Origin of the sequence: Caballeronia hypogeia (assembly GCF_001544875.2) — a bacterium.
GTDB lineage: Bacteria > Pseudomonadota > Gammaproteobacteria > Burkholderiales > Burkholderiaceae > Caballeronia > Caballeronia hypogeia.
Window position 1 is genome coordinate 12396 of record NZ_FCOA02000026.1, and the last position, 21218, is coordinate 33613.

20 protein-coding genes are annotated in these 21218 nt (G+C 66.3%); 16 read left to right on the top strand and 4 right to left on the bottom strand.

Annotated elements, in window-relative coordinates; genetic code table 11:
• The first annotated feature begins 50 nt into the window (after window positions 1–50).
• Complete coding sequence (locus AWB79_RS28565) at window positions 51–1205, top strand: CaiB/BaiF CoA transferase family protein (RefSeq protein WP_061170822.1); 1155 nt, start codon at window positions 51–53, stop codon at window positions 1203–1205.
• 113 nt (window positions 1206–1318) lie between these two features.
• Entirely contained in the window at window positions 1319–4114 is a 2796-nt protein-coding gene (locus AWB79_RS28570; protein WP_063963563.1) for a winged helix-turn-helix domain-containing protein, read from the top strand.
• 15 nt (window positions 4115–4129) lie between these two features.
• Here the strand turns inward: AWB79_RS28570 and AWB79_RS28575 are convergent, their stop codons facing one another.
• Entirely contained in the window at window positions 4130–4957 is an 828-nt protein-coding gene (locus AWB79_RS28575; protein ID WP_061170823.1) for an enoyl-CoA hydratase/isomerase family protein, read from the bottom strand.
• 202 nt (window positions 4958–5159) lie between these two features.
• Here AWB79_RS28575 and AWB79_RS28580 point away from each other — a divergent pair, with 202 nt between their 5' ends.
• From AWB79_RS28580 to AWB79_RS28615, 8 genes are read left to right on the top strand one after another with little or no spacing between them, the layout of a single operon-like run.
• Window positions 5160–6359, top strand: a complete 1200-nt coding sequence (locus tag AWB79_RS28580; protein ID WP_061170824.1) for an acetyl-CoA C-acetyltransferase — start codon at window positions 5160–5162, stop codon at window positions 6357–6359.
• Window positions 6360–6381: 22 nt separating this feature from the next.
• On the top strand, window positions 6382–6768 hold the full coding sequence (locus tag AWB79_RS28585) for a Zn-ribbon domain-containing OB-fold protein (RefSeq protein ID WP_061170825.1): 387 nt from the start codon (window positions 6382–6384) through the stop codon (window positions 6766–6768).
• The gene (locus AWB79_RS28590; protein ID WP_061170826.1) at window positions 6765–7913 is read left to right on the top strand and encodes a thiolase family protein; all 1149 of its coding nucleotides are present in this window, start codon (window positions 6765–6767) and stop codon (window positions 7911–7913) included. The genes AWB79_RS28585 and AWB79_RS28590 overlap by 4 nt, the downstream gene beginning before the upstream one ends.
• 18 nt (window positions 7914–7931) lie before the next feature.
• The gene (locus AWB79_RS28595; RefSeq protein WP_061170827.1) at window positions 7932–8666 is read left to right on the top strand and encodes an SDR family oxidoreductase; all 735 of its coding nucleotides are present in this window, start codon (window positions 7932–7934) and stop codon (window positions 8664–8666) included.
• A 10-nt stretch (window positions 8667–8676) separates the two neighbouring features.
• A complete protein-coding gene (locus tag AWB79_RS28600) occupies window positions 8677–9480 on the top strand; it encodes an enoyl-CoA hydratase/isomerase family protein (protein WP_061170828.1) in 804 nt (267 codons plus the stop codon).
• A 15-nt stretch (window positions 9481–9495) separates the two neighbouring features.
• Window positions 9496–10650 carry an acyl-CoA dehydrogenase family protein gene (locus AWB79_RS28605; protein ID WP_061170829.1) on the top strand — a complete coding sequence of 385 codons (1155 nt, stop codon included), beginning with the start codon at window positions 9496–9498 and terminating at the stop codon, window positions 10648–10650.
• A gap of 19 nt (window positions 10651–10669) precedes the next feature.
• Complete coding sequence (locus AWB79_RS28610) at window positions 10670–11584, top strand: SDR family NAD(P)-dependent oxidoreductase (protein ID WP_061170830.1); 915 nt, start codon at window positions 10670–10672, stop codon at window positions 11582–11584.
• Window positions 11585–11616: 32 nt separating this feature from the next.
• Window positions 11617–13266: a GMC family oxidoreductase gene (locus AWB79_RS28615; protein ID WP_061170831.1), complete on the top strand. Its 1650-nt coding sequence runs from the start codon at window positions 11617–11619 to the stop codon at window positions 13264–13266.
• 73 nt (window positions 13267–13339) lie between these two features.
• Here AWB79_RS28615 and AWB79_RS28620 read toward each other — a convergent pair whose 3' ends face one another.
• Complete coding sequence (locus AWB79_RS28620) at window positions 13340–13999, bottom strand: NrtR DNA-binding winged helix domain-containing protein (RefSeq protein WP_061170832.1); 660 nt, start codon at window positions 13997–13999, stop codon at window positions 13340–13342.
• A 119-nt stretch (window positions 14000–14118) separates the two neighbouring features.
• Between AWB79_RS28620 and AWB79_RS38960 the strand changes: the two genes are divergently transcribed.
• Together AWB79_RS38960 and AWB79_RS28630 are read left to right on the top strand one after the other, a co-directional pair.
• Complete coding sequence (locus tag AWB79_RS38960) at window positions 14119–15078, top strand: NUDIX hydrolase (protein ID WP_061170833.1); 960 nt, start codon at window positions 14119–14121, stop codon at window positions 15076–15078.
• Entirely contained in the window at window positions 15075–15371 is a 297-nt protein-coding gene (locus AWB79_RS28630) for a hypothetical protein (RefSeq protein WP_061170834.1), read from the top strand. Before AWB79_RS38960 ends, AWB79_RS28630 begins: the two co-directional genes overlap by 4 nt.
• An 8-nt stretch (window positions 15372–15379) precedes the next feature.
• Here AWB79_RS28630 and AWB79_RS28635 read toward each other — a convergent pair whose 3' ends face one another.
• Window positions 15380–16135: a COG4705 family protein gene (locus AWB79_RS28635; RefSeq protein WP_096031627.1), complete on the bottom strand. Its 756-nt coding sequence runs from the start codon at window positions 16133–16135 to the stop codon at window positions 15380–15382.
• 161 nt (window positions 16136–16296) lie between these two features.
• Between AWB79_RS28635 and AWB79_RS28640 the strand changes: the two genes are divergently transcribed.
• Genes AWB79_RS28640 through AWB79_RS28650 form a run of 3 tightly spaced genes read left to right on the top strand, consistent with a single transcriptional unit; the run spans window position 16297 to window position 18905 of the window.
• Window positions 16297–17121, top strand: coding sequence for an isocitrate lyase/PEP mutase family protein (locus tag AWB79_RS28640; RefSeq protein ID WP_061170836.1), 825 nt, complete (start codon window positions 16297–16299; stop codon window positions 17119–17121).
• 27 nt (window positions 17122–17148) lie between these two features.
• Window positions 17149–17547, top strand: coding sequence for a RidA family protein (locus tag AWB79_RS28645; protein ID WP_061170837.1), 399 nt, complete (start codon window positions 17149–17151; stop codon window positions 17545–17547).
• 11 nt (window positions 17548–17558) lie between these two features.
• Window positions 17559–18905 (top strand): pyridoxal phosphate-dependent decarboxylase family protein, encoded by a 1347-nt coding sequence (locus AWB79_RS28650; RefSeq protein ID WP_061170901.1) that lies wholly within the window; start codon window positions 17559–17561, stop codon window positions 18903–18905.
• A 7-nt stretch (window positions 18906–18912) separates the two neighbouring features.
• Here AWB79_RS28650 and AWB79_RS28655 read toward each other — a convergent pair whose 3' ends face one another.
• Window positions 18913–19695, bottom strand: coding sequence for an IclR family transcriptional regulator (locus AWB79_RS28655; RefSeq protein WP_061170838.1), 783 nt, complete (start codon window positions 19693–19695; stop codon window positions 18913–18915).
• Window positions 19696–19846: 151 nt separating this feature from the next.
• Here AWB79_RS28655 and AWB79_RS28660 point away from each other — a divergent pair, with 151 nt between their 5' ends.
• Entirely contained in the window at window positions 19847–21214 is a 1368-nt protein-coding gene (locus AWB79_RS28660; protein WP_061170839.1) for an MFS transporter, read from the top strand.
• The last annotated feature ends 4 nt before the right edge of the window (window positions 21215–21218 follow it).

Below are 21218 nucleotides of genomic sequence, written 5' to 3' on the forward strand. Positions count from 1 at the left end.
GCCACTCCGTTCAGCATTATCGTGTCCAGTCAAACGACAGGAGACACAGAATGGGAGTGCTGAGCGGAATTCGTGTGCTGGAATTCGAAGCGATCGGACCGGGCCCGTTCGGCGCGATGCTGCTCGCCGACATGGGCGCGGACGTGCTGCGCATCGACCGTCCCGTCGCGGCCGACGACCTCGGCCCGAAGCAGGCGGGCAAGCGCTTCGATCTGACCGGACGCGGCCGTCGCTCGGTGACGCTGGATCTCAAGCAGCCGCGAGCCGTCGAAGCCGCGCTGGATCTCATGTCGCGCGCGGATGTCGTGATCGAAGGATTCAGGCCGGGCATCATGGAGCGCCTCGGGCTCGGTCCCGACGCCGCGCTCGCGCGCAACCCGAAACTCGTGTACGGCCGCATGACCGGCTTGGGGCAGACCGGCCCGTTCGCGGCGCGCGCCGGCCATGACCTGAACTACATCGCGCTTTCCGGTGTGCTGTCCGGCATCGGCCGCGCGGGCGAGGCGCCGGTTCCGCCGCTCAATCTCGTCGGCGACTATGGCGGCGGCGGCATGCTGCTCGCGCTGGGCGTCGTGGCGGCGCTGTGTCACGTGCAGCGCGGCGGTGACGGTCAGGTCGTCGATGCCGCGATGACCGAAGGCGCGGCGCAGCTCGCGTCGATCGTCTGGGGGCAAATCGCCGCGGGCAACTGGCGCGAAACCCGCGAAAGCAATCTGCTCGACGGCGGCACGCCGTGGTACGACAGCTATCGCACGCAGGACGGCCAGTACATGGCGGTCGGCGCGGTGGAAGGGCGTTTCTACGCCGAACTGCTCGAGAAACTGGGCCTTGCCGCCGCTAATCTGCCGAATCAACACGATCGCCATGGCTGGCCGCAACTGCGCGAGCGTTTCGCGGCGGCGTTCGCGACGCGCACCCGCGACGAATGGTGCCGCATCTTCGAAGGCAGCGACGCCTGCGTCGCGCCGGTCCTGAGCTTTTCCGAGGCGCCGGCGCATCCGCATCACGTTGCGCGCGGCAGCTTCGTCGAAGTCGAGGGTGCGGTGGTGCCGGCGCCGGCACCGCGTTTCTCTGCGACGCCTTCCGCGGTGGGCGCGCGCGCGCCGGGTCGCGGCGAACATGGCCTGGCCGCGCTCGCGGACTGGGGCTTCGGCGAGCCGGACGTCGCTCGCATGCGCGCGTGCGGTCTGGGCTTCGAAGCCTGAATAGCCGTAAGTCCCCGCTTGCGGAATCGGTCCGCATGCGAGAAGGTATGGGATTTTCGTCGCGATGAAAGCTCGCAGCCTCGTCGTGAAAAATCAGGAGGCGGAGCTCCGGTATGTCATCGAGTCCTGAACAATCGTCTGAAGGCCTGGACGCGGCAGCGCTCAAGCCGCTCGTCAGCAGCAAGCTGGCGGTGCCGTGCAGCACCCGGCGCATCGCGGCGCGCGAGCGTCTGCTCTCGCGCATGCTCGCTGAGCGCCGTCGCCGTTGCTTCGTACTCCAGAGTCCGGCCGGCTACGGCAAGACCACGACGCTCGTCGCGTGGTGCCGCGCGCTCGCGCCGTTCGGCTACGACGTCGCGTGGCTCTCGCTCGACGCCGCCGACAACGAACCGAGCGTCTGGCTCGACTATCTGCTCGCGAGCGTCGCAAGAGTCGAGCCGGCCATCGCCCGCGACGCCGTTCTGCTGCAGGGCCTGGGGCGCGGCCAGGAGGACATGGAGCGGGCGATCATCGCGTTGTTGCGGGGCATCGTCGAGCATCGGCGCGAGCTGGTGATCGCGCTCGACGATCTGCACTGCCTCACCGATGCACGCATCCTCGAAGCGCTGCAATGGCTGCTCGACTACGCGCCGGACAACCTGCATGTCGCGTTCGCGTCGCGCGGTCCGATTCCGCTTTCTATGGATCGCCTGCGCGCGCAGGATCAGACGATCGAACTGAACCTGAGCGACCTGCGCTTTTCAGCGGACGAAGCGGAGAGATTTCTCAAGGCGCAACTCGGCGAAGTCGATGCCGCGAGCGCGCGGCGTCTGAACGATCTCACGGACGGCTGGGTCTCCGGCCTGCAACTCTTCTCGCTCGGTCTGAAGAAGAAGCGCCGCGCGCCCACATCCGGCGCGATCGACCTCACGATTCAGGAACAGGTGCGCGACGCGCGCACTTTCGCGCTGTATTTCGAGCGCGAGGTCCTGTCGAAGCTCGCGCCCGCCGAACTCGACCTGCTCACGCGCGCGGCGGCGTGCGACCGTTTTTGCGCTTCGCTGTGCACGGCGCTCTTCGAGCGGAACGAAACCGATCACGCGCGCACCGCGCAACTGCTCACGCGCCTGGAAAACGACGATCTCTTCATCGCGCCGCTCAATGCGACCGGGCACGAAATCTGGTATCGGCTGCATCCGCTGTTGCGTCATACCCTGCTCGAACGGTTCGAAAGCTGGAGCGACGGCACGCGCCGCGAAGTCCATGCGCGCGCGCGCCAGTGGTTTCTCGCGCACGGACATCTCGGCGAGGCGGTGCATCACGCGCTGAAGGCGGGCGAGCCCGCGCGCGCGGCCGCGTTGATCGAAGAATGCGCGCAGTCGCTCTTTCTGAACGGGCAAATGCGCACGCTCGCGTCGCTGGTGCGGCAACTGCCGCTCGCTCAGGTGCAATCGAGCCTGAACCTGCGGATCTGGATGGCGCGGCAGCAGCTTTTCCACATGGAATCCGAAGCATGCGCGGCGAGCCTCGACGCGCTCGACGCCGACCTGCCCGCGCAGGCGGCGGCGGACCGTTTCAAGGTGCTGGTGTTGCGCGTGGCGCTCGCGATCCAGCGTGACGACGCGAGCGCGGCGGCCGCGCTGCTCTCGAAGCTGCTCGACCCGCCGCCATCGGCCGATGCGGTCACGGTCGCCGGATGCCACAACGTGCTGTCATGGATCCACATGCAGCGCGGCGAATTCGAGCAGGCGCGCGAGATCCAGCAGGCTCACGGCCACGGCACGGGCGGTGGCGCGGCATTGATCGGCACGGCGGCGGGCACGCTGATGGGCCGCTGCTTCATCGGCCTGAGCTACGCGCTCGAAGGCCAGATGAATCAGGCGGAGCGCGTCTACCGCTCGGTGCTGCGCGAGGCCGAGCGGCACGGGCGCTCGTGCAATCAGCCGGCGTGCGTCGCGGCGGCGTTGCTGGGCGAAGTGCTGTATGAACAGAATCAGGCCGATGCCGCGCGCGAACTGCTCGAGCGCCGCGCGGACATGATCGAACGCGTGGCCGTCGCCGATGTCGTGCTGCGCGGCATGCTGGTGCTCGCGGGCGCGCGCTGGGCGGCGGGGCATCGGCTGGAAGCGTTCGCGTGGCTGGAGCGTCTCGAGGACTACGGCGTGTCGGCGGCGCTGCCCCGCGTGCTCGGCGCGAGTCTCGCGGCACAGGTGTTCCGGCGTCTCTCGAACGACGAATTCAGCGTGGCACAGGCGTGTCTCGAACGTCTGCGGGCGCTCGCGGATGCGACGCCCGCGCCCGACACGCCGATCTTCGACGGCTTGCGCTTCGCCGAGCGTTCGGCTGCGATACGCGTGCATATCGCGACGGGAGATTTCGAGCCGGCGGCACTCGCGCTGGACGAGACGATTGCCTGGTGCGAGACGCATCGGCGGCAGGGATACGTCGCCAAACTGCGTCTGCAACGCGCCGTCGTCGACATGCGCATGGGCCGCGCATCGGCTGCGCGGGCGAACGTGGTGGCGGCGCTCGGCATCGGGCACCGGCTCGGGCTGATGCGCAGCATGCTCGACGCCGATCCGTCCGTGCTCGATCTCATTGGTGGGATGGCTCGCGAGGAAGCCTTCGATCCGGTGCTGACGTTCTACGTCGAACGGCTGCAGAGCGCGCAGCCGCGACCGCCGCACGTCACGCCCGCGCAAAGCACGAGCACGGCGCGGCGGCGCGCGGCCGGCGACGGCATCAAGGCGCTGAGCGAGCGTGAAGTCGAAGTGGTGAGGCTGCTGGGCGAGGCGCTCTCGACCAAGAAGATTGCGCGCACGCTCGGGCTTTCGCCGGAGACGGTCAAGTGGCACCTCACCAACATCTACGCGAAGCTGGGCGTGAGCGGGCGCGATGAAGCCGTGGAGCGCATGCGCGATCTCGCCTGATTCACGCCCTGGCCCTCAGCGGCCTGACCGTTCCCAGTCGTAAGGCGCGGCGCGGCCTTCCAGAAATGCGTCGACCGCGGCGCCGTGATAGCGCGCGCTCGACGCCACCGCCTGCGCCGCGCTTTCGTATTCGGCGAGCGGCGCATAGTGCGCCTCGAAGCTTTGATTGAGCAGACGCTTCGTGAGCCCGAGCGCCTCGCGCGGCCCGGCGATGAAGCGCCGCGCAAAGCGCCGCGATTCATCGGCCAATGCATCCGGCGCGTGAATCGCGTGCACGATGCCGAGCGCCTTCGCCTCTTGCACATCGACGCGGCGCGCGGTCATGGCCAGTTCCTTCGCCGCCGAAAGCCCGATCACGCGCGGCAGCAGATACGCCGCGCCGAGATCCGGCACCAGGCCCACCTTGACGAACGACATGCAGAAAATCGCGCGCGTTGACGCCAGCATGAAATCGGCGGCGAGCGCGATCGAAAATCCGGCGCCGACGGCGGGACCGTCGACGGCGGCGATCACCGGCATTTCGAGGTTGCGCAGCCGCTGCATCCAGACATGACCGTCGGCGAGACGGCGGCGGATCGCATCGGGTGAGCCGGCCTCGGGATTCGCGCGCGCCTCTCTTAGCGACTTGAGATCGCCGCCCGCGCAAAAGCTGCCGCCAGAGCCGGTCAGGATCAGCGCACGCACCTCGCGATTGCGTTCCACGTGATCGAGCATTTCGGCATAGTCCGCGCGCAAGCCGAGCGACAGCGCGTTGCGCGATTCGGGGCGCTCGTGCGTGAACTCGGCCACGCCGTCGTCGATGACGAGCGACGCTTCGCGCAATCGAATGGTTTCTGTGGGCATGGTTTCTGTCCTCGTGGGGTTGGATGGGTCGCAGGGCAGTATCGCGTCGCGTCGCCACGCGCAACCCACCGCCGATAGGTGGCATTTCAATGGCTTTTCGATGGCGCTGGCACGCCCCCCATCGGCGGTGGGCGCGTGCGTTCGCGCCGCTGGTCTACTGGTTCGCATCGTGCAAGACCATCGAACCTACTCGGGACCTGCAATGGGACATGCCTATATCGTTGCTCCGCTTCGCACGCCGGTCGGCAGATTCGGCGGCTCGCTCGCGCCGCTCGCCGCCGCCGATCTCGCCGCGCACGTGATCCGCGCGGTGCTCGAACGCTCCGGCGCACCGGCCGATTCGATCGACGAAGTGATCGTCGCCCAGTCCTATCAATCGAGCGAGGCGCCGTGCATCGGCCGATATGCCGCGTCGCTCGCGGGAATGCCTGAGCACGTGCCCGGATACGCGGTGGACCGCCGTTGCGGTTCGGGCCTGCAGGCTGTGATCGACGCCGCGCTGCAAGTGCAGACCGGCGCCGCCGATTGCGTGCTGGTGGCGGGCGTCGAGAGCATGAGCAACATCGAGTACTACACCACGAAGATGCGCTGGGGCTCGCGTCTGGGCGATGTCTCACTGCACGACCGGCTCGATCGCGGCCGCGTGAACTCGCAGCCGGTGAGCCGTTATGGCGTGATGGCGGGCGGCGCGGCGGAAACCGCCGAGAATCTCGCGCGCGATTACGACATCACGCGCGAGGCCAGCGACCGCTTCGCGGCCCGCAGTCATCAGCTCGCCGCCGATGCATGGCGCAACGGACGCTTCGATGCCGAGGTGGTGCCCGTTCCCGTGCCGCGCAAGAAGGGCGAAACGGTTCTGTTCGCGCGCGACGAAGGCATTCGCGAGGACGCGAGCCTCGACGAAATGAGCAAACTCCGCGCGCTGCTGCGCGACGGCACGGTGACGGCGGGCAACGCATGTCAGCAGAACGATGCGGCGTCGGCATGTCTCGTCGTTTCCGATGCCTGGCTCGCGCGGCACGGCGGCGCGCCGATGGGCCGCTTCGTCGGCTGGGCGGCGGCGGGTTGCGACCCGCTGCGCATGGGCATCGGCCCGGTGCCGGCGGTGGCGCGCCTGCTGCCGCGCGTCGGCCTCACGCTGGCCGACATGGACCTCATCGAGATCAACGAAGCCTTCGCCGTGCAGGTGCTGAGCTGCCTGCGGGAATGGCGCATGGAAGGCGACGCGCGCGTGAACGTCAACGGCTCGGGCATCTCGCTTGGCCATCCGATCGGCGCGACCGGCGTGCGCATCATGACGACGATGCTGCATGAAATGGCGCGGCGCGGCGCGCGCTACGGCCTGGAGACGATGTGCATCGGCGGCGGCCAGGGGCTCGCTGCGGTGTTCGAGCGCGTCTGAGCGCAAACGACAAGGATCGACAATGACAGAGACGCAAAACAATGTTCCGTGGCGTATCGAGGACGGGCGCGTGGTGCTGCTCGCGTACCGGCATCGCGGCCGTGACGCGCTGTACTTTCCGCCGCTGCCGCCGACCTCGCCGCTCATCGACGCGACCGAACTCGTCGCGCTCGCCGGCACCGCGGCGCTCTACAGCTTCACGGTGATGCATCCGAGCCCGAAGACCGGCAAGCCGCCGATGCCGCTCGGCTTCGCGGATTACCCGGAAGGCTTGCGCATCTTCGGCCGTCTGATGTATCCGCCGGGTCGCCGCCCCGCGATCGGCGACGCGTTGAAAGCCTGCCTGATCGAAACCGAGGACGGCGAGATCTACGCATTCGAGCCGCTGGAAGAAGGAGCTCGCCGATGAAATCGTCCATCTATATTGCCGGTGTCGCGATGACGCCCTTCGGCCGCTACGAGGGCCCGATGCAGGATCTCGCGCAACGCGCTGTCGCCGGCGCGCTCGCGGACGCGGAGATCGCACCCGAAGAGATTCAGGCGTTCTACGCCGCGAACGTGTTCGGCGGCATGGTGCTCGGGCAAGTGCTGTTGCGCGACACGGGCGTGACCGGCCCCGCGATCTACAACGTCGAGAACGCCTGCGCGAGCGGCGCGTCCGCCGTGCATCTCGCGATTCACGCGCTGGAGGCGGGCCGTTACGACACGGTCGTCGTGCTGGGCGCGGAGCAGCTGACTTCGATGGGCGGCGGCGCGTTGCCCCTGCAACGCAACGACTACATGACCGCGATGTACGCGCGCGCCGGTCTCACCTTGCCCTCGGTCTACGCGATGCGCGCGACCCGTTATCTGCACGAATTCGGCGTGACGCCGGAGACGCTGGCCGGGGTCGCGGTGAAGAACCGTCGTCATGGCGCGCTGAATCCGTACGCCCAAACGAAGAGCGAAACATCCGTCGATGAAGTCATGAACTCGCGCATGGTCTTCGATCCGCTGACGCTGCTGCAATGTTGCCCGTCGTCGGTCGATGGCGCGGCCGCGCTCGTGCTCACCACGAAGAAGCCGCAACAGCGGGCGAAGCCGGTGCGCGTGCTCGCGTCGGTCGTGCAGTCGGGACGGCAGGAAACCGGCCTCGAAGACATTCTGGCCGCCGAAATCACGGCGCGCGCGGCGCAACTCGCCTATCGCGAAGCCGGCGTGCGGCCCTCCGATCTCAGCATGGTCGAACTACACGACGCGTTCACCATCGCCGAACTCATCTATTACCAGGCGCTCGGGCTGTGCCCGCGTGGCGAAGCGCATGAACTGCTGCGCTCCGGCGCGACCGCGCTCGGCGGACGCGTGCCCGTGAATCCGAGCGGCGGCCTGCTCGCGAAGGGGCATCCGCTCGGCGCGACCGGCGTCGCGCAGATGGTCGAGGCCGTGTGGCAGCTCGAAGGCCGCGCGGGCGCACGGCAGATCGAAGGCGCATCGCTCGCGCTTACGCAATGCACGGGCGGCGGCATCGCGGGCGTCGATCACGCCGCGTCCGCGGTTCACATTCTCGGCCACTGATCGAAGGAATCACGACTCATGGACAAGCAAATCGCGATCGTCACCGGTGGCGCGCAAGGCATCGGTCTGGGCCTCACGAAGGCGTTGCTCGATGCGGGACACAACGTGGCCGTGTTCGATCTCAACGGCGCGGCGCTGGAAGCGCTGCCGACGCAGGAAGGAAGGCTCGTGGGCATGCGCGTCGACGTGACGAAGGCCGACGAAGTGCGCCACGCCGTCGCGGAAATCACCGCGCGCTGGAAGACGCCGGACATTCTCGTCAACAACGCGGGCATCACGCGCGACAAGCGCTTCGTGAAGATGAGCGAGGAAGACTGGGACTTCGTCATCGACGTCAATCTGAAGTCGCAATTCCTGTGCGCGCATGCGGTCGTGCCGGGCATGATCGAGCAAGGTTATGGACGCATCGTGAACATCTCGTCGCGCGCATGGCTCGGCGGCTTCGGGCAGTCGAACTATTCGGCGGCGAAGGGCGGCGTCGTGAGCCTCACGCGCTCACTCGCGATCGAGCTCGCGAAGAACGGCGTGACCGTGAACGCGATCGCGCCGGGCATCGTCGAAACGCCGCTGATGGCGAGCTACACCGACGAGCAGCGCCAGAAGCTTAAGGCGACGGTGCCGGTGCAGCGCATCGGCCAGCCGGAGGATATCGCGCACGCGGTGCTGATGTTCACGAGCCGCGCCGCGTCGTACATCACCGGGCAGACGCTCTATGTCTGCGGCGGGCGCTCGCTTTCGAGCCCGAGCGTTTGAGGAGCGCGCCATGACCGTTCACTACCGGCTCGACAACCACGTCGCGATTCTCACGCTCGACGCGCCCGAATCGCTCAACGCGCTCGCCGTCGACGAACTGCACGCGCTGCGCACGCATCTCGCCGCCTGTCAGGACGACGACGCGGTGCGCGCGATCGTCATCACCGGCGCGGGCGAGCGCGCGTTTTGCACCGGCGCGAATCTCAAATCGACGTTGCCGCCCGAGAAAGGTTTCGCGGCGGGCGCCTACAAGAGCCGTCGCGCGGAAAGCGAGCAGGGCGGCTACACGCGTCTGCTCGACTTCTCCGACCTAGGCATCTGGAAACCGATGATCGCCGCGATCAATGGCTATTGCCTGGGCGGCGGGCTGGAGCTCGCGCTGCAATGCGATCTGCGCATCGCGACGGAAAGCGCCAGCTTCGGCCTGCCCGAAGTGAAGGTGGCGAGCGTGCCCGCGTGCGGCGGCGTGCAGTACTTGCTGCGCGCCATTCCCGCCGCGCACGCGATGAAGATGGCGCTGACGGGCGAGCGTATCGATGCGAACGAGGCGTCGCGCATCGGTCTCGTCAGCGATGTCGTGCCGCTCGCGAATCTGCTCGATCTGGGGATGACGCTCGCATCGCGCATCGCCGCGAACGGACCACTCGCGGTGCAGGCGGTAAAGCAGCTCGCCGTGCAGTCGGCGCATCTCGCGCCACGCGATTTCGTCGCGCAGGCGAATCGTGAATGGGGACTGCTGCGCGACAGCGACGACCGCATTGAAGGACGCAAGGCGTTCGCGGAAAAGCGCGCGCCGGTTTATCGAGGCTCATAGAAAGCGGGTGGACGAATGAATTTCGCACTGACCGAAGAACAGGACATGATGGTCGCGGCCGCGAAGCGCATGGTGAGCATGCGCGTCGAGCCGGTCTTGCGCGCGCACGCGCCCGACAAGCCCTTGCCGAAGGCCGCGATGCTCGACATCTTCAGCGCCTTCGCGGAACTTGGCATCACCGCGCCGCGCCTGCCGGCCGAGGCGGGCGGCGGTGGTCTGAAGATGCTCGATTACGGGCTCATTCTCGAGCAGTTGCCGCCGGTGGTCGCGCTGTCGCTCGCGTCGCACGAAGGCACGATCCTGCGCATTCATCTGGGTTGTCCGGCCCACATACGCGAACGCTATCTGCCGGACCTGATCGCGGGCCGCAAGATCGCGTGCACCGCGAATACGGAAGCCAACGCGGGATCGGACTCGGGCGCGATCCGCACACGCCTCGAAATCGACGGCGACGACGCGTATCTCACCGGCCGCAAGATGTGGATCACGAATGCGTCGATTGCGGATGTCATCAATGTCTCGTGCGTGACGGGCGTCGATGAAAAGGGCCGGCCGATCACGCGCCGCGCGCTGATCGATCGCAGCGAAATCGACATCGAAATACGCGAGACGACGATCACGGGCTTGCGTCAGGGGCATCTGAGCGAACTGGTGTTCGAGCGCGTGCGCGTGCCGGCGAGTCATATCGTCGGCGATGCGGGCGACGCGGCCAAGACCCTGACGATGGCCTGGAACGGCAATCGTCCGCTGCTCGGCCTGATGTGCGTGCATCTCGCGCAAAAGGCGTTCGATCTCGCGCGCGATTACGCCGCATCGCGCGAGCAGTTCGGCAAGCCGCTCGCAAGTCACCAGCTTGTGCAGCAGGATCTCGCGGATATCGAAACGGCGATCGTGTCGTCGCGCCTCATGTGCTACTACGCGCTCGATTGCATCGATCGCGGGCTGCGCGCGAACGGCACATCGGCAATGGCGAAACGCTACGCGACGCAGGCCTGCGAGCGCGCGATCCATCTCGCGATGCAGATTCACGGCGCAATGGGCATTAGCGAGGAACTCGGGCTCGAACAGATGTGGCGCGACGCGCGCGTCTTCCAGGTGCCCGACGGCATGAACGGCATTCTCGCGCTCATTCAGGGGCGCGAGATCACGAATACGGCGGCGTTCCGCTGACTTAAAGGAGACAAGGGACATGAGCGAAAAGATGATGGACGGCAAGGTCGTGATCGTGACGGGCGCGGGACGCGGCATTGGACGCGAAATCGCGCTGTTGATGGGCAAGCACGGCGCGAAGGTCGTCGTGAATGACGTCGGCGTCAGTGTGAACGGTGGTGAGAGCGGTGAGGATCCGGGCCAGGAAGTCGTCGACATGATTCGCGCGGCGGGCGGCGAAGCGGTCGTGAATCGCGACAGCGTTGCGGACACGGCGGGCGCGGAGCGGATCGTCGAGACGGCGATCGGCACGTTTGGGCGCATCGACAGCGTGGTGAACAACGCGGGGATTCTGCGCGACCGTATCTTCCATCAGATGACGCCGGAAGAATTCGACGCCGTGCTGCGCGTGCATCTCTACGGCTCGTTCAATGTGAGCCGCGCCGCGGCCGCGCATTTTCGCGCCCAGAAGAGCGGCTGCTTCGTGCACATGACGTCCACGTCGGGGCTGATCGGCAACGTCGGGCAGGCGAACTATGCGGCGGCGAAGCTGGGCGTCGCGGGATTGTCGAAGTCGCTCGCACTCGACATGGCACGCTACAACGTGCGCTCGAACTGCATCTCGCCGTTCGCGTGGAGCCGCATGGCGGGCTCGATTCCGGAGACGCCGGATCAGGCCGAGCGTCTTGCGAAAGCACGCACGATGTCTCCTGCCGATATCGCGCCGCTCGCCGTGTTTCTCGCGAGCGACGCCGCCGCCGATGTCAACGCGCAGATCTTCACCGTGCGCCGCAACGAGATTTTCCTGATGAGCCAGCCGCGCCCGATTCGCGCGATGCAGCGCGCCGAAGGCTGGACGCCCGAGACGCTCGCGAGCCATCTGCGTCCGGCCATGGCGCCGTCGTTCGTTCCGCTCGACGTATCCGGCGACGTGTTCAGCTGGGACCCGGTTTGATGCGTCGGCCCGAGCGCCGGAGGCTATGAGACATGGATACGATTTTCGACTATATCGTCGTGGGCGCGGGCTCGGCGGGCTGCGCGGTGGCGGGGCGCATCGCGCAGACCGGGACGCACAGCGTCGCGGTCATCGAGGCGGGGCCGCAGGATCACAGCGCGCTCGTCACGACGCCGCTCGGTCTCGTGCTGACTGCCGGCAAGGCGGGGCCGCGCAACTACGGTTATCGCACGCAGCGCCAGCCGCTTCTGAACGAACGTCGCGGGCGTCAGCCGCGCGGCCGCGGGCTCGGCGGAAGTTCGTCGATCAACGGCATGATCTACATCCGCGGCGTGCCGCGCGATTACGACCGCTGGGCGCAGGCGGGCTGCGACGGCTGGAGCTGGGACGAGGTGCTGCCGTATTTCAAACGCTCGGAGTGCAACGAGCGCGCAGGCGGTCGCGATGACGAACTGCACGGCGGCAAGGGTCCGCTCGCCGTGAGCGACCTGCGCTCGCCCAATCCGTTTTCACGCTATTTCATCGAGGCGGCGCAGGCGGCGGGTCATCGGTACAACCATGATTTCAACGGCCACACGCAGGAAGGCGTCGGCTGCTTCCAGGTCACGCAGCGCAACGGCGAGCGCTGGAATGCCGCGCGCGCGTATCTGCATTCGGGCGACGACAAGCGTCTGAGCCGGTATCCGAACCTGCAAGTACTGACCGACTCGCAGGCCGTGCGCATCGTGTTCGAGGGCACGCGCGCGATAGGCGTCGAGATTCGCCGCGACGGTCAGCTCATGACGATCAGCGCGCGCCGTGAAGTCATCGTGAGTGCCGGCGCGTTCGGTTCGCCGCAATTGCTGATGGCGTCCGGCATCGGGCCCGTGGACCATCTGCGCGAACTCGGCGTGCCGGTGATCGCCGCGTCGCCGGAAGTCGGACGCAATCTGCAGGAACACGTCGACGTGCTGCTTTGTCAGCTCAAGGTGCGGACGACGGATCTGCTGGGCGCGTCCATCGGCGGCGGCTGGCGCTTGCTGAAAGAGTGGCGACGCTACCAGCGCGAGCGCTCAGGCATGCTGACGGGCAACATCGTGGAGGCGGGCGGCTTCTTCAAGAGCAGCGCCGATCTCGCCGATCCCGATCTCCAGGCGCATTTCATGACCGCGGCCGTGACGCGGCCGATGCGCTACGGGCACGGCTATTCGGTCCACATGTGCGTGCTGCGTCCATACAGCCGTGGCGAACTGCGCCTGAAGTCGCCGGATACGCGCGAGGCGCCGCTCATCGATCTGAACATGCTTTCCGATTCACGCGACATGGATACCCTCGTTGCGGGCGTGCATGTACTCAAGCGGATTCTGGAGCAGCCCGCGCTGGCGCGTTTCGGGGGCGTGGCCAACGTGGCGAATCTGCGCGCCGACGGGTCCGACGACGACGTCATCCGTGAAACCATCAGAAGCCACGCGGACACCGCGTTTCATCCGGTGGGCACGTGCCGCATGGGCGGCGATGCTGCATCGGTGGTTGATCCGCAATTGCGCGTGCGTGGCGTGCAGGGCTTGCGCGTGGTCGATGCGTCCGTCATGCCAACGATCGTCTCGGGCAATACCAACGCGCCCACGATCATGATCGGGGAGAAGGCGGCGGACATGATTCTCGGCCGGGTGAACGAACCTGAGGTGGCGAGTGCGGCGTGAGGTGACGGTTGACTGACGCCGTTGAGGCGCCCCGTGCGAACGAAGCCGGGGCGCTTTTTTTTGCCGCGAAGCATCAGAAGCGAAAGCCCTCGATCGCTCGATACAACTGCGCGGGCCGTTGCGCGCCGCGCAGGAATTCGCCCTCCAGTTCGATCAGGTTCGGTTCGTCCTTAAGGCGCCGGCGAAACGAGCTTTTATCCAGCGCGCGGCCCTGAATGATCTCGCAGGTCCGCTGCAACTCGGTCAGCGTGAAGCGCTCGGGAAGCAGATGCAGCGGCAGCGCGGCGCGTTCGACCTTGTCGCGCAACTTCTCCAGCGCCGTGGCCAGCAACTCCGCGTGGTCGAACGCCAGTTCGACATCGGCCGCGAATGCGTTCGCCCACGCGATCGCTTCCGTCTTCCTGCCGGCCACCGCCGATATCTGATCGCGCGGCAGCAGCGCGTAATACAGCGCGCTCAACGACCAGCCGCGCGGATCCCGCGCCGCGCCGCTGAACGTGGCCACCTGCTCCAGAAACGGCACGTCGACCAGCGTCTTGCCTGAAAGCACGCGCCGCGCCGCTTCGTCGAGGCTGGCATCCGCGTCGGGATCGATCGCGCCACCGGGCAGCGCCCACGCACCTTTCGCCGGCGGGTTCGCGCGCTTGACCAGCAGCACGCGCAGTGTGTCGTCGTCGATGGTGAAGAGCGCGATGTCGGCGGTCACGAACGGGAACAGTTTCTTGATCGGCATCTTTCTTAGTTGCAGTGTGCCACTAACTCGGCTTAAGATAGTAAGTAGTTTAATGCAACTAAGTCGTCGAGCTCTGGCGGCGCCCGAATAACCAAGGACAAGAATAGAGGTAACGCCTCATGTGGATCATCACTTCGATCGGTTTCTTCAGCGTCGTGCAAAAGCCGGGCGACATCGCCGCCGATACGCTCACTGTGCGCGCCCGCGTGCGTGGCGATCTCGAAGCATTGCGCGTACAGTATTTGCCGCGGCTCGGCCCGATCACCGAAAGCAGGACCAACGACTACCGGTTTCGCGCGGTTGCGCCGCGTGCGAGCGTGACCGCCGCGATGGCGTCGATGATCGCGGATCTGCAATACAGCAACTTCAAGAGCGAGGTCGCGCAGAAACAGGGCGCGGAGCGGGCGCACGTCTACCACGACGTATGGCACGCCTTGTATGAGCTGCAGAAGAGCGAGAACACAGGCCCGGTGATCCATCCGCGAAGGAACGATTCCGGCGGCCATGTCGAGATCAGGAAGCCCAGCACTCCTTCCGCGCTCGCTGCATGGAGTCAGGCGGACGCCATCGCGTGCGTGGTGCCGGATGGCGAAGTTCCGGCGTATATCAATGGAACTTCCACGCGCTCCGAAAGCGATGTGCCGCTGGCATCGGAACAACCGGAGACGCTGTGCGAACCGGCCTTCGAAGTGCCGTCGGGATACAAGGGCGCGGCGGGCGTCGTGGTCCGTGAGCCGGACGGCCGGGTGTGGCTCGTCGCTCCGACCAACCGCTTCGGCAACTATGACGCGACTTTCCCGAAAGGCACGATGCACGAAAAGTCGGCACAGGCCACCGCGCTGATCGAGGCATTCGAGGAGTCCGGCCTGCGTGTGCGCCTGATCGCGCATCTGGTGGATGTGAAGCGCAGTCAGTCCTGCACGCGCTACTACCTTGCGGAGCGCGTCGCCGGCAATCCCGCGGACATGGGCTGGGAAAGTCAGGCCGTGATCCTCGTTCCGGCCGCGAAGCTCGGCGACGTGCTGAACAGCGCCTACGACAAGCCGGTCATCGAAGCTTTGAGCAAGGTCATCGCATGAACCAGCGCACGCTGTATGTCGACGACTTCGGTCACTACATGGATGCCGACTATCGGAGCGGCCCATTCAGGTTCGAGGACCTCGACGCCGCATTGACGCATGCACGGCGCGTGGTCGATCAATTTCTGCTCGATGCGACCGGACCGGAAATGAGCGCTGCGGCGCTGTTCGAATCCTTCAGGATGTTCGGGCCGGATCCCTGGATCGTTCCGGGCGAGGGCGACCCGAACATTCCATTTTCCGCATGGAATTACTCGCAGCAGCGCTGTCAGGAACTCTGCGGCCCTCGTTAGCGGACGCGTCAGTGCGCCACGCGCGCGGGCCTTTGCCTGAACATCACCACGCACACGACGATGAACATGACGAGCGCGATCGATGCGCCGTATCGGCTCATCGCGAGTCCGCCGTTAGCGACGGGCTTGTCGAGGAAATCGCCGACCACGGCGCCGAGCGGCCGCGTCAGAATGAACGCGCTCCAGAACAGCACGGTGCGTGAAATATCGGTGACGTAGTAGGCGATCACGATCAGCAGCAGCAAGCCGCCGAAGATCAGCGCCGCGCCCGTGTAGCCGAAGCCCGCGCTGTCGGCCGTCCAGTCGCCGAGCGCGGTGCCGAGCGTCTGCGAGAACATGATCGTCACCCAGTAGAACGCCTCCGCTTTCGGCGATGAGATCGTCCAGACCGACACCGAGCCCATCGAGCGATGCCACACCGCGAGCGACGCGAACAACAACGCGAGCAGAATCGCGCTGCCGCCCGCATAGCCGATGCCGAGCGAGCGGTCCGCGAAGTCGGCGAGCGTGGTGCCGACGGTCGTCGTCGCGATGATCGTGATCCAGTACAGCACCGGATGAAACCGCTCCGCCTTGATTTGCGCGATCACCGCGGCGATGAACACGCCCGCGAAGATGAACGTGCTCATCAGATAGCCGAGATTCATCGACATCGAGAGTGCGTCGCCGCCGGTCTCTCCCAGCGTGGTTGCCGCGATCTTGATGATCCAGAACGCCAGGGTCACTTCCGGAACCTTGGCGAGCGCTTTCTTGGCATGCGCCATCTCGTCTCTCATTGAAATTGGAAAGCTTCGAGCGTAGTCTGCGTTCGCTTAAGAGAGACTTAGCGGGCGCTAATCAACCGGGCGCCGCGCGGGTGAAATACGCGCCCGCACGTATTCGCGTATCTTCCTTCTCTGACCCCTGGACAGAAAGGAGACACGTCATGCCCCGCACCGTCGCCGAAAAGCGCGCGGCCTTTCGCACGCTGCACGAATCCGGTTGTTTCATGTTGCCCAATCCATGGGATGTCGGCTCCGCGCGCTATCTCGCGACGCTCGGCTTCAAGGCGCTCGCCACGACGAGTTCCGGCTTCGCGTGGTCGCATGGACGCGCGGACAATCACGTCACGCGCGACGCCGTGCTCGCCCACCTGCGCGAAATGGTCGAGGCGACCGATCTGCCCGTGAACGCGGACTTCGAAAGCGGCTTCGGCGCGAGTCCGGCGGAAGTCGCGCAGAGCGTGAAGCTCGCGGTGCAGGCGGGCGTCGCGGGTTTGTCGATCGAGGATTCGACCGGCGATGCATCGACGCCTCTGTTCCCGGTCGATGTCGCGGTCGAGCGCATGAAGGCCGCGCGGCGCGCAATCGATGAAAGCGGCGGCGATACCCTGCTCGTCGGTCGCGCGGAAAATTTCTTCGCGGGCAAGCCTGATCTGGACGACGCCATCGCGCGTCTCAAAGCCTATTCGGATGCCGGCGCGGATTGCCTCTATGCGCCCGGCATCAAGACACGCGAGCAGATCGAAGCCGTCGTGAAGGCGGTCGCGCCGAAGCCGGTGAATCTGCTGATAGGCGGCGTCTCGGAGTTCACCTTGAACGATGTCGCCGCGCTGGGCGTGCGGCGCGTGAGCGTCGGCGGCGGGCTCGCGCGCGCTGCATGGGGCGGCTTCATGCGTGCGGCGCAGGGTCTCGTCGATGGCCGCTTCGACGGCTTCAAAGATGCGGCGGCGGGGAACGATCTCAACGGAATTTTTGGCGAGCGCGCGTAGTTTCAGAATACAAAGGAGATCAGGAACATGGCTCGCGAAATCATCCGCGTCGAACCTCTTTCGACGTGGCTCGAACGCTTCAAGGCGCCGACTTCAGCCGTCACGCGCCACGACGGCACGGTGTACGTGTCGGGCTTTCCGCCCTTCGACCCGGAAACCGGCGAGGTGGTGGCGGACGCCGGCATCGAACTGCAGACGGAGCTCGTGCTCCGGCAACTGAAGCTGTGCGTGGAGGCGGCGGGCTCTTCGCTCGATCAGGTGTTGAAGTGCAATGTCTATTGCACGTCCGTCGAGGCATTCGGCGCCGTCAACGCAATCTATGCGCGTTTCTTTGGCCCGAATCCGCCCGCGCGCATTTTCGTCAACGTGCCCGCGTGGCCCGGCGGATTCGACATTGAAATCGATTGCGTGGCGGCGGTCGAATGAATAATGAAAACATGGATGAACTGACCCTGCTCGAAGAAGCGAATCAGCGCGCACGCCGGTATCTGGAATCGGTGGACGAGCGCCGGGTCTTTCCCGATGCCGCCACGCTGGCGAACCTCGAAGCATTCGACGAGCCCCTTCCCGATCTCGGCCGGCCGCCTCTCGACGGCCTTCGTCTGCTCGATGAACGCGGCTCGCCCGCAACAGCCGTCTCCAATGGTCCGCGCTATTTCGGCTTTGTCGTTGGCGCGACCTTGCCCGCGGCGGCGGCGGCTGAACGTCTGATGCTCGCGTGGGATCAATGCGCGTCGTCGTTCGACAACTCGCCGGTGTCGGCCACCGTCGAACGCATCGCGGCGCGCTGGGTTGTCGAAGCGCTGGATCTGCCCCGTGAGAGCGCGGTCGGCTTCGGCACGAGCGCGACCGCGTGCACGCTCGTCGCCATCGCCGCTGCGCGCCGCACGTTGCTGTCGCGCAAAGGCTGGGATTTCGATGCGGACGGGCTCATCGGCGCACCGGAAGTCAAGGTCGTCATCTCCGAGATGGCGCACATCACCGTGAAGAAGGCGCTGCGCGTGCTGGGCTTCGGCATGAAGCGCGTGGTGGTCGCACCGGTGGACGGACACGGGCGCATCGATCCTGACCGCATGCCGCCTCTCGACGACATGACGATCTTCTGCATGCAGGCGGGCGAGGTCAACACCGGCGAATTCGACCCGTTCGCCGCGCTGATTCCGCGTGCCCGGGCGGCGGGCGCGTGGGTGCATGTGGATGGCGCGTTCGGTCTGTGGGCGCGCGCATCGTCGAAGGGCTTCCTGACGGAAGGTGTGGACGGCGCCGACAGCTGGACGACCGATGGCCACAAGTGGCTCAACACGCCTTACGACGGAGCGATGGTGATCTGCCGGGATGCCGCGGCGCTCGCATCGGCAATGAACAGCGACGCGGCGTATCTGAGCGGCGCGCAGGATGCGCAGAAGAACCTGAATCTCGAGTTTTCGCGCAGACCGCGCGGTATTCCGATCTGGGCGGCGCTGCGCGCACTCGGCCGTTCGGGTGTCGCGAGCATGATCGAGCGTCACTGCGCGCAGGCGTCGAGGATCGCGGAAGGATTGCGCGACGCCGGATACGACGTGCTCAATCGCGTGGTCATCAATCAGGTGCTGGTGCGCGCCGCGACCGACGAGCATACGGTGGCGATTCGCCAGGCCGCACAGGCGTCGGGCGAGGTCTGGTTCGGGCCGACAGTGTGGCAGTCGCGCCCGGCTTTTCGCATCAGCGTGTCGTCGTGGCGCACGACCGACGAACACGTCGACAGGCTCGTGGATCAACTCGCCGAACTGCGCACCCGCCTTTGAAACGCGATCAGCGCGCTCTGCTGAACAACGGCGACGCGAGACTCGCCGCCGCCAGTTCGTTCGCCGCCGCCAGCAGTGTCGGCCCGAGCGTGGCCATGCGCGCTTCCGTGAGCCGCACCAGCGGCCCCGCGATGCTGATCACGCCGATCGCCGCATAGCCGCGCCGCTGCACGGGCGCGGCCATCGCGGTCATGCCGGGCGCGAAGACCTCGTTGATCGTCGCGTAGCCGCGAGCACGCGCGGCGTGCACGAATTCGAGCAGGCCCGCGACCGTGGTCGGCGCGCGCGGCCCGTATTGCTTCGGTGTTCCGAAGCCCTGGCGCGAGACGAGTTCGAGCGCGCGTTCGTCGGTCATCGTCATCATCCATGCGTGTCCCGTGGCGCTGCACGACAGGATCGTGTCCATGCCCATGTCCGGGTCGTAACGTAAACCCTTCAGCGCGCCTTGCGACTTGGCGACCCACGTGAGCCGGTCGCCATCGACGATTGCGAGACGCACCAGCTCGCCGGAACTCTCGGCAAGACGGTCCAGCATGCTTTGCGCGATATCCACGATGCCTGACGTCGCCAGATAGCTCAGCCCGAGACCGACGAGCTTGGTCGTCAGCACGTAGTCGCCGTGCTCGCGCAACTGTCGCACGTAGCCGCATTGCTTCAGGTCGACGAGCAGCCGGTGGCATGCGCTGCGCGGGATTTCGAGCTGGTCGGAGATCATCGCGAGCGGCGTGCCTTCCATTTGCGTCGCGAGAAATTCGAGGACCGCGAGGGTTCGTTCGGTGACGCCGGGCATCGCTTTGTCTCGCTCTTCATGTGGGGTTCGAGCGGCATGATTGCACATGCCGGGATGAAATTCCACCCTGGAACGATGTCCCACCACTGCTGTTAATCTGTGCGCCATGCCGGAATGGACGGCTCAAAACACAGAGAGGAGACACGCAGACATGCACGCGAACATGCACGATTCAGGCGACGCGCATCAGGCGATGCGCACCCGCGCCGTGACCGCCGCCGCCATAGGCACGGCGCTCGAATGGTTCGACTTCACGCTCTACGGCGCGCTCGCCGCGACCGTTTTGCCGAAGCTGTTTTTTCCCGCGATGGATTCGACTTCCGCGCTATTGGCGTCGCTCGCGACCTTCGGCGTCGGGCTCGCGGCGCGTCCGCTCGGCGCGATCATCTGCGGTCATCTCGGCGACAAGCTCGGCCGCCGCAATCTGATGCTCGGCACCGTCACGGTGATGGGTCTCGCGTCGATGCTGATGGGCTTCCTGCCGACCTACGCGAGCATCGGCGTGTGGGCGCCGTTGCTGCTCGTGATCCTGCGCATCCTGCAAGGCTTCGCGCTCGGCGGCGAGTCGACCGGCGCGCAACTGATGGCGATCGAGCACGCCAGCCCCGCTTCGCGCGGCAAGTATTCGGGCCTGCTCGGCCTGTGCTCGCCGTTGAGCCAGATCATGGCGAACGGCGTGCTGCTCGCGCTGTCGTCGTCGATGTCCGCCGAGGCCTTCGACAGCTACGGCTGGCGCATTCCGTTCGTGCTGAGTTTCGTGCTCGTGATCGTCGGTGTGTATATCCGGCTGCGCGTATCGGAGACGCCCGCGTTCGTCGCGCTGTCGAAGACCGAAGTGGCGGATGTCGGCAGCCCGCTGCGCGACGCGCTGCGCCTGCACTGGCGCACCGTGCTCCGCTGGATGCTGTTCTTCTGCGGCCCGGCGGCGATCTTCTATCTGATCGTCGTGTTCTCGCTCTCCTACGTGACGAAGACCCTCGGCGTGCCGAAGCAGACCGGCTTTCTGCTGCTGATGGGCGCGAACGTCTGCGCGATCGTCGGCGCGCTGGCGGGGGGCATGCTGAGCGATCGCATCGGACGCCGCCGCGCGCTCGCCATCGGCTCGACGGCGACTTTACTGATGCTCTTCGTCTACTTCCAGATTCTCGACACGAAGAGCTTCATGCCGATGCTCCTGGCGATGGGCTTCTTCCTGGGTTTCACGCAGTTCCAGAGCGGCATCCAGCCGGTGGCGTTCGCCGAAGCGTTCCCGACCAACGTGCGCTACTCGGGTTCGGCGCTGGCCTACACGGGCGCGAATCTCGTCGCGGGCGGCCCGATGCCGGTGCTCGCCGTGTGGCTCTTCGCGGTGTGCAACGGCTCGCCGTGGGGCGTGGTGGCGGTGTGCGTCGTGTTCAACGTGATCTCGCTCGCGATGATTCTCACGGCGCCCGAAACGCTCGGCATCGACATGAACCGCACCGATTCCGCGGCCGAAGTGGCCGGCGCGACTTCGCATTCCTCCTTGCAATCCCACTGAATCG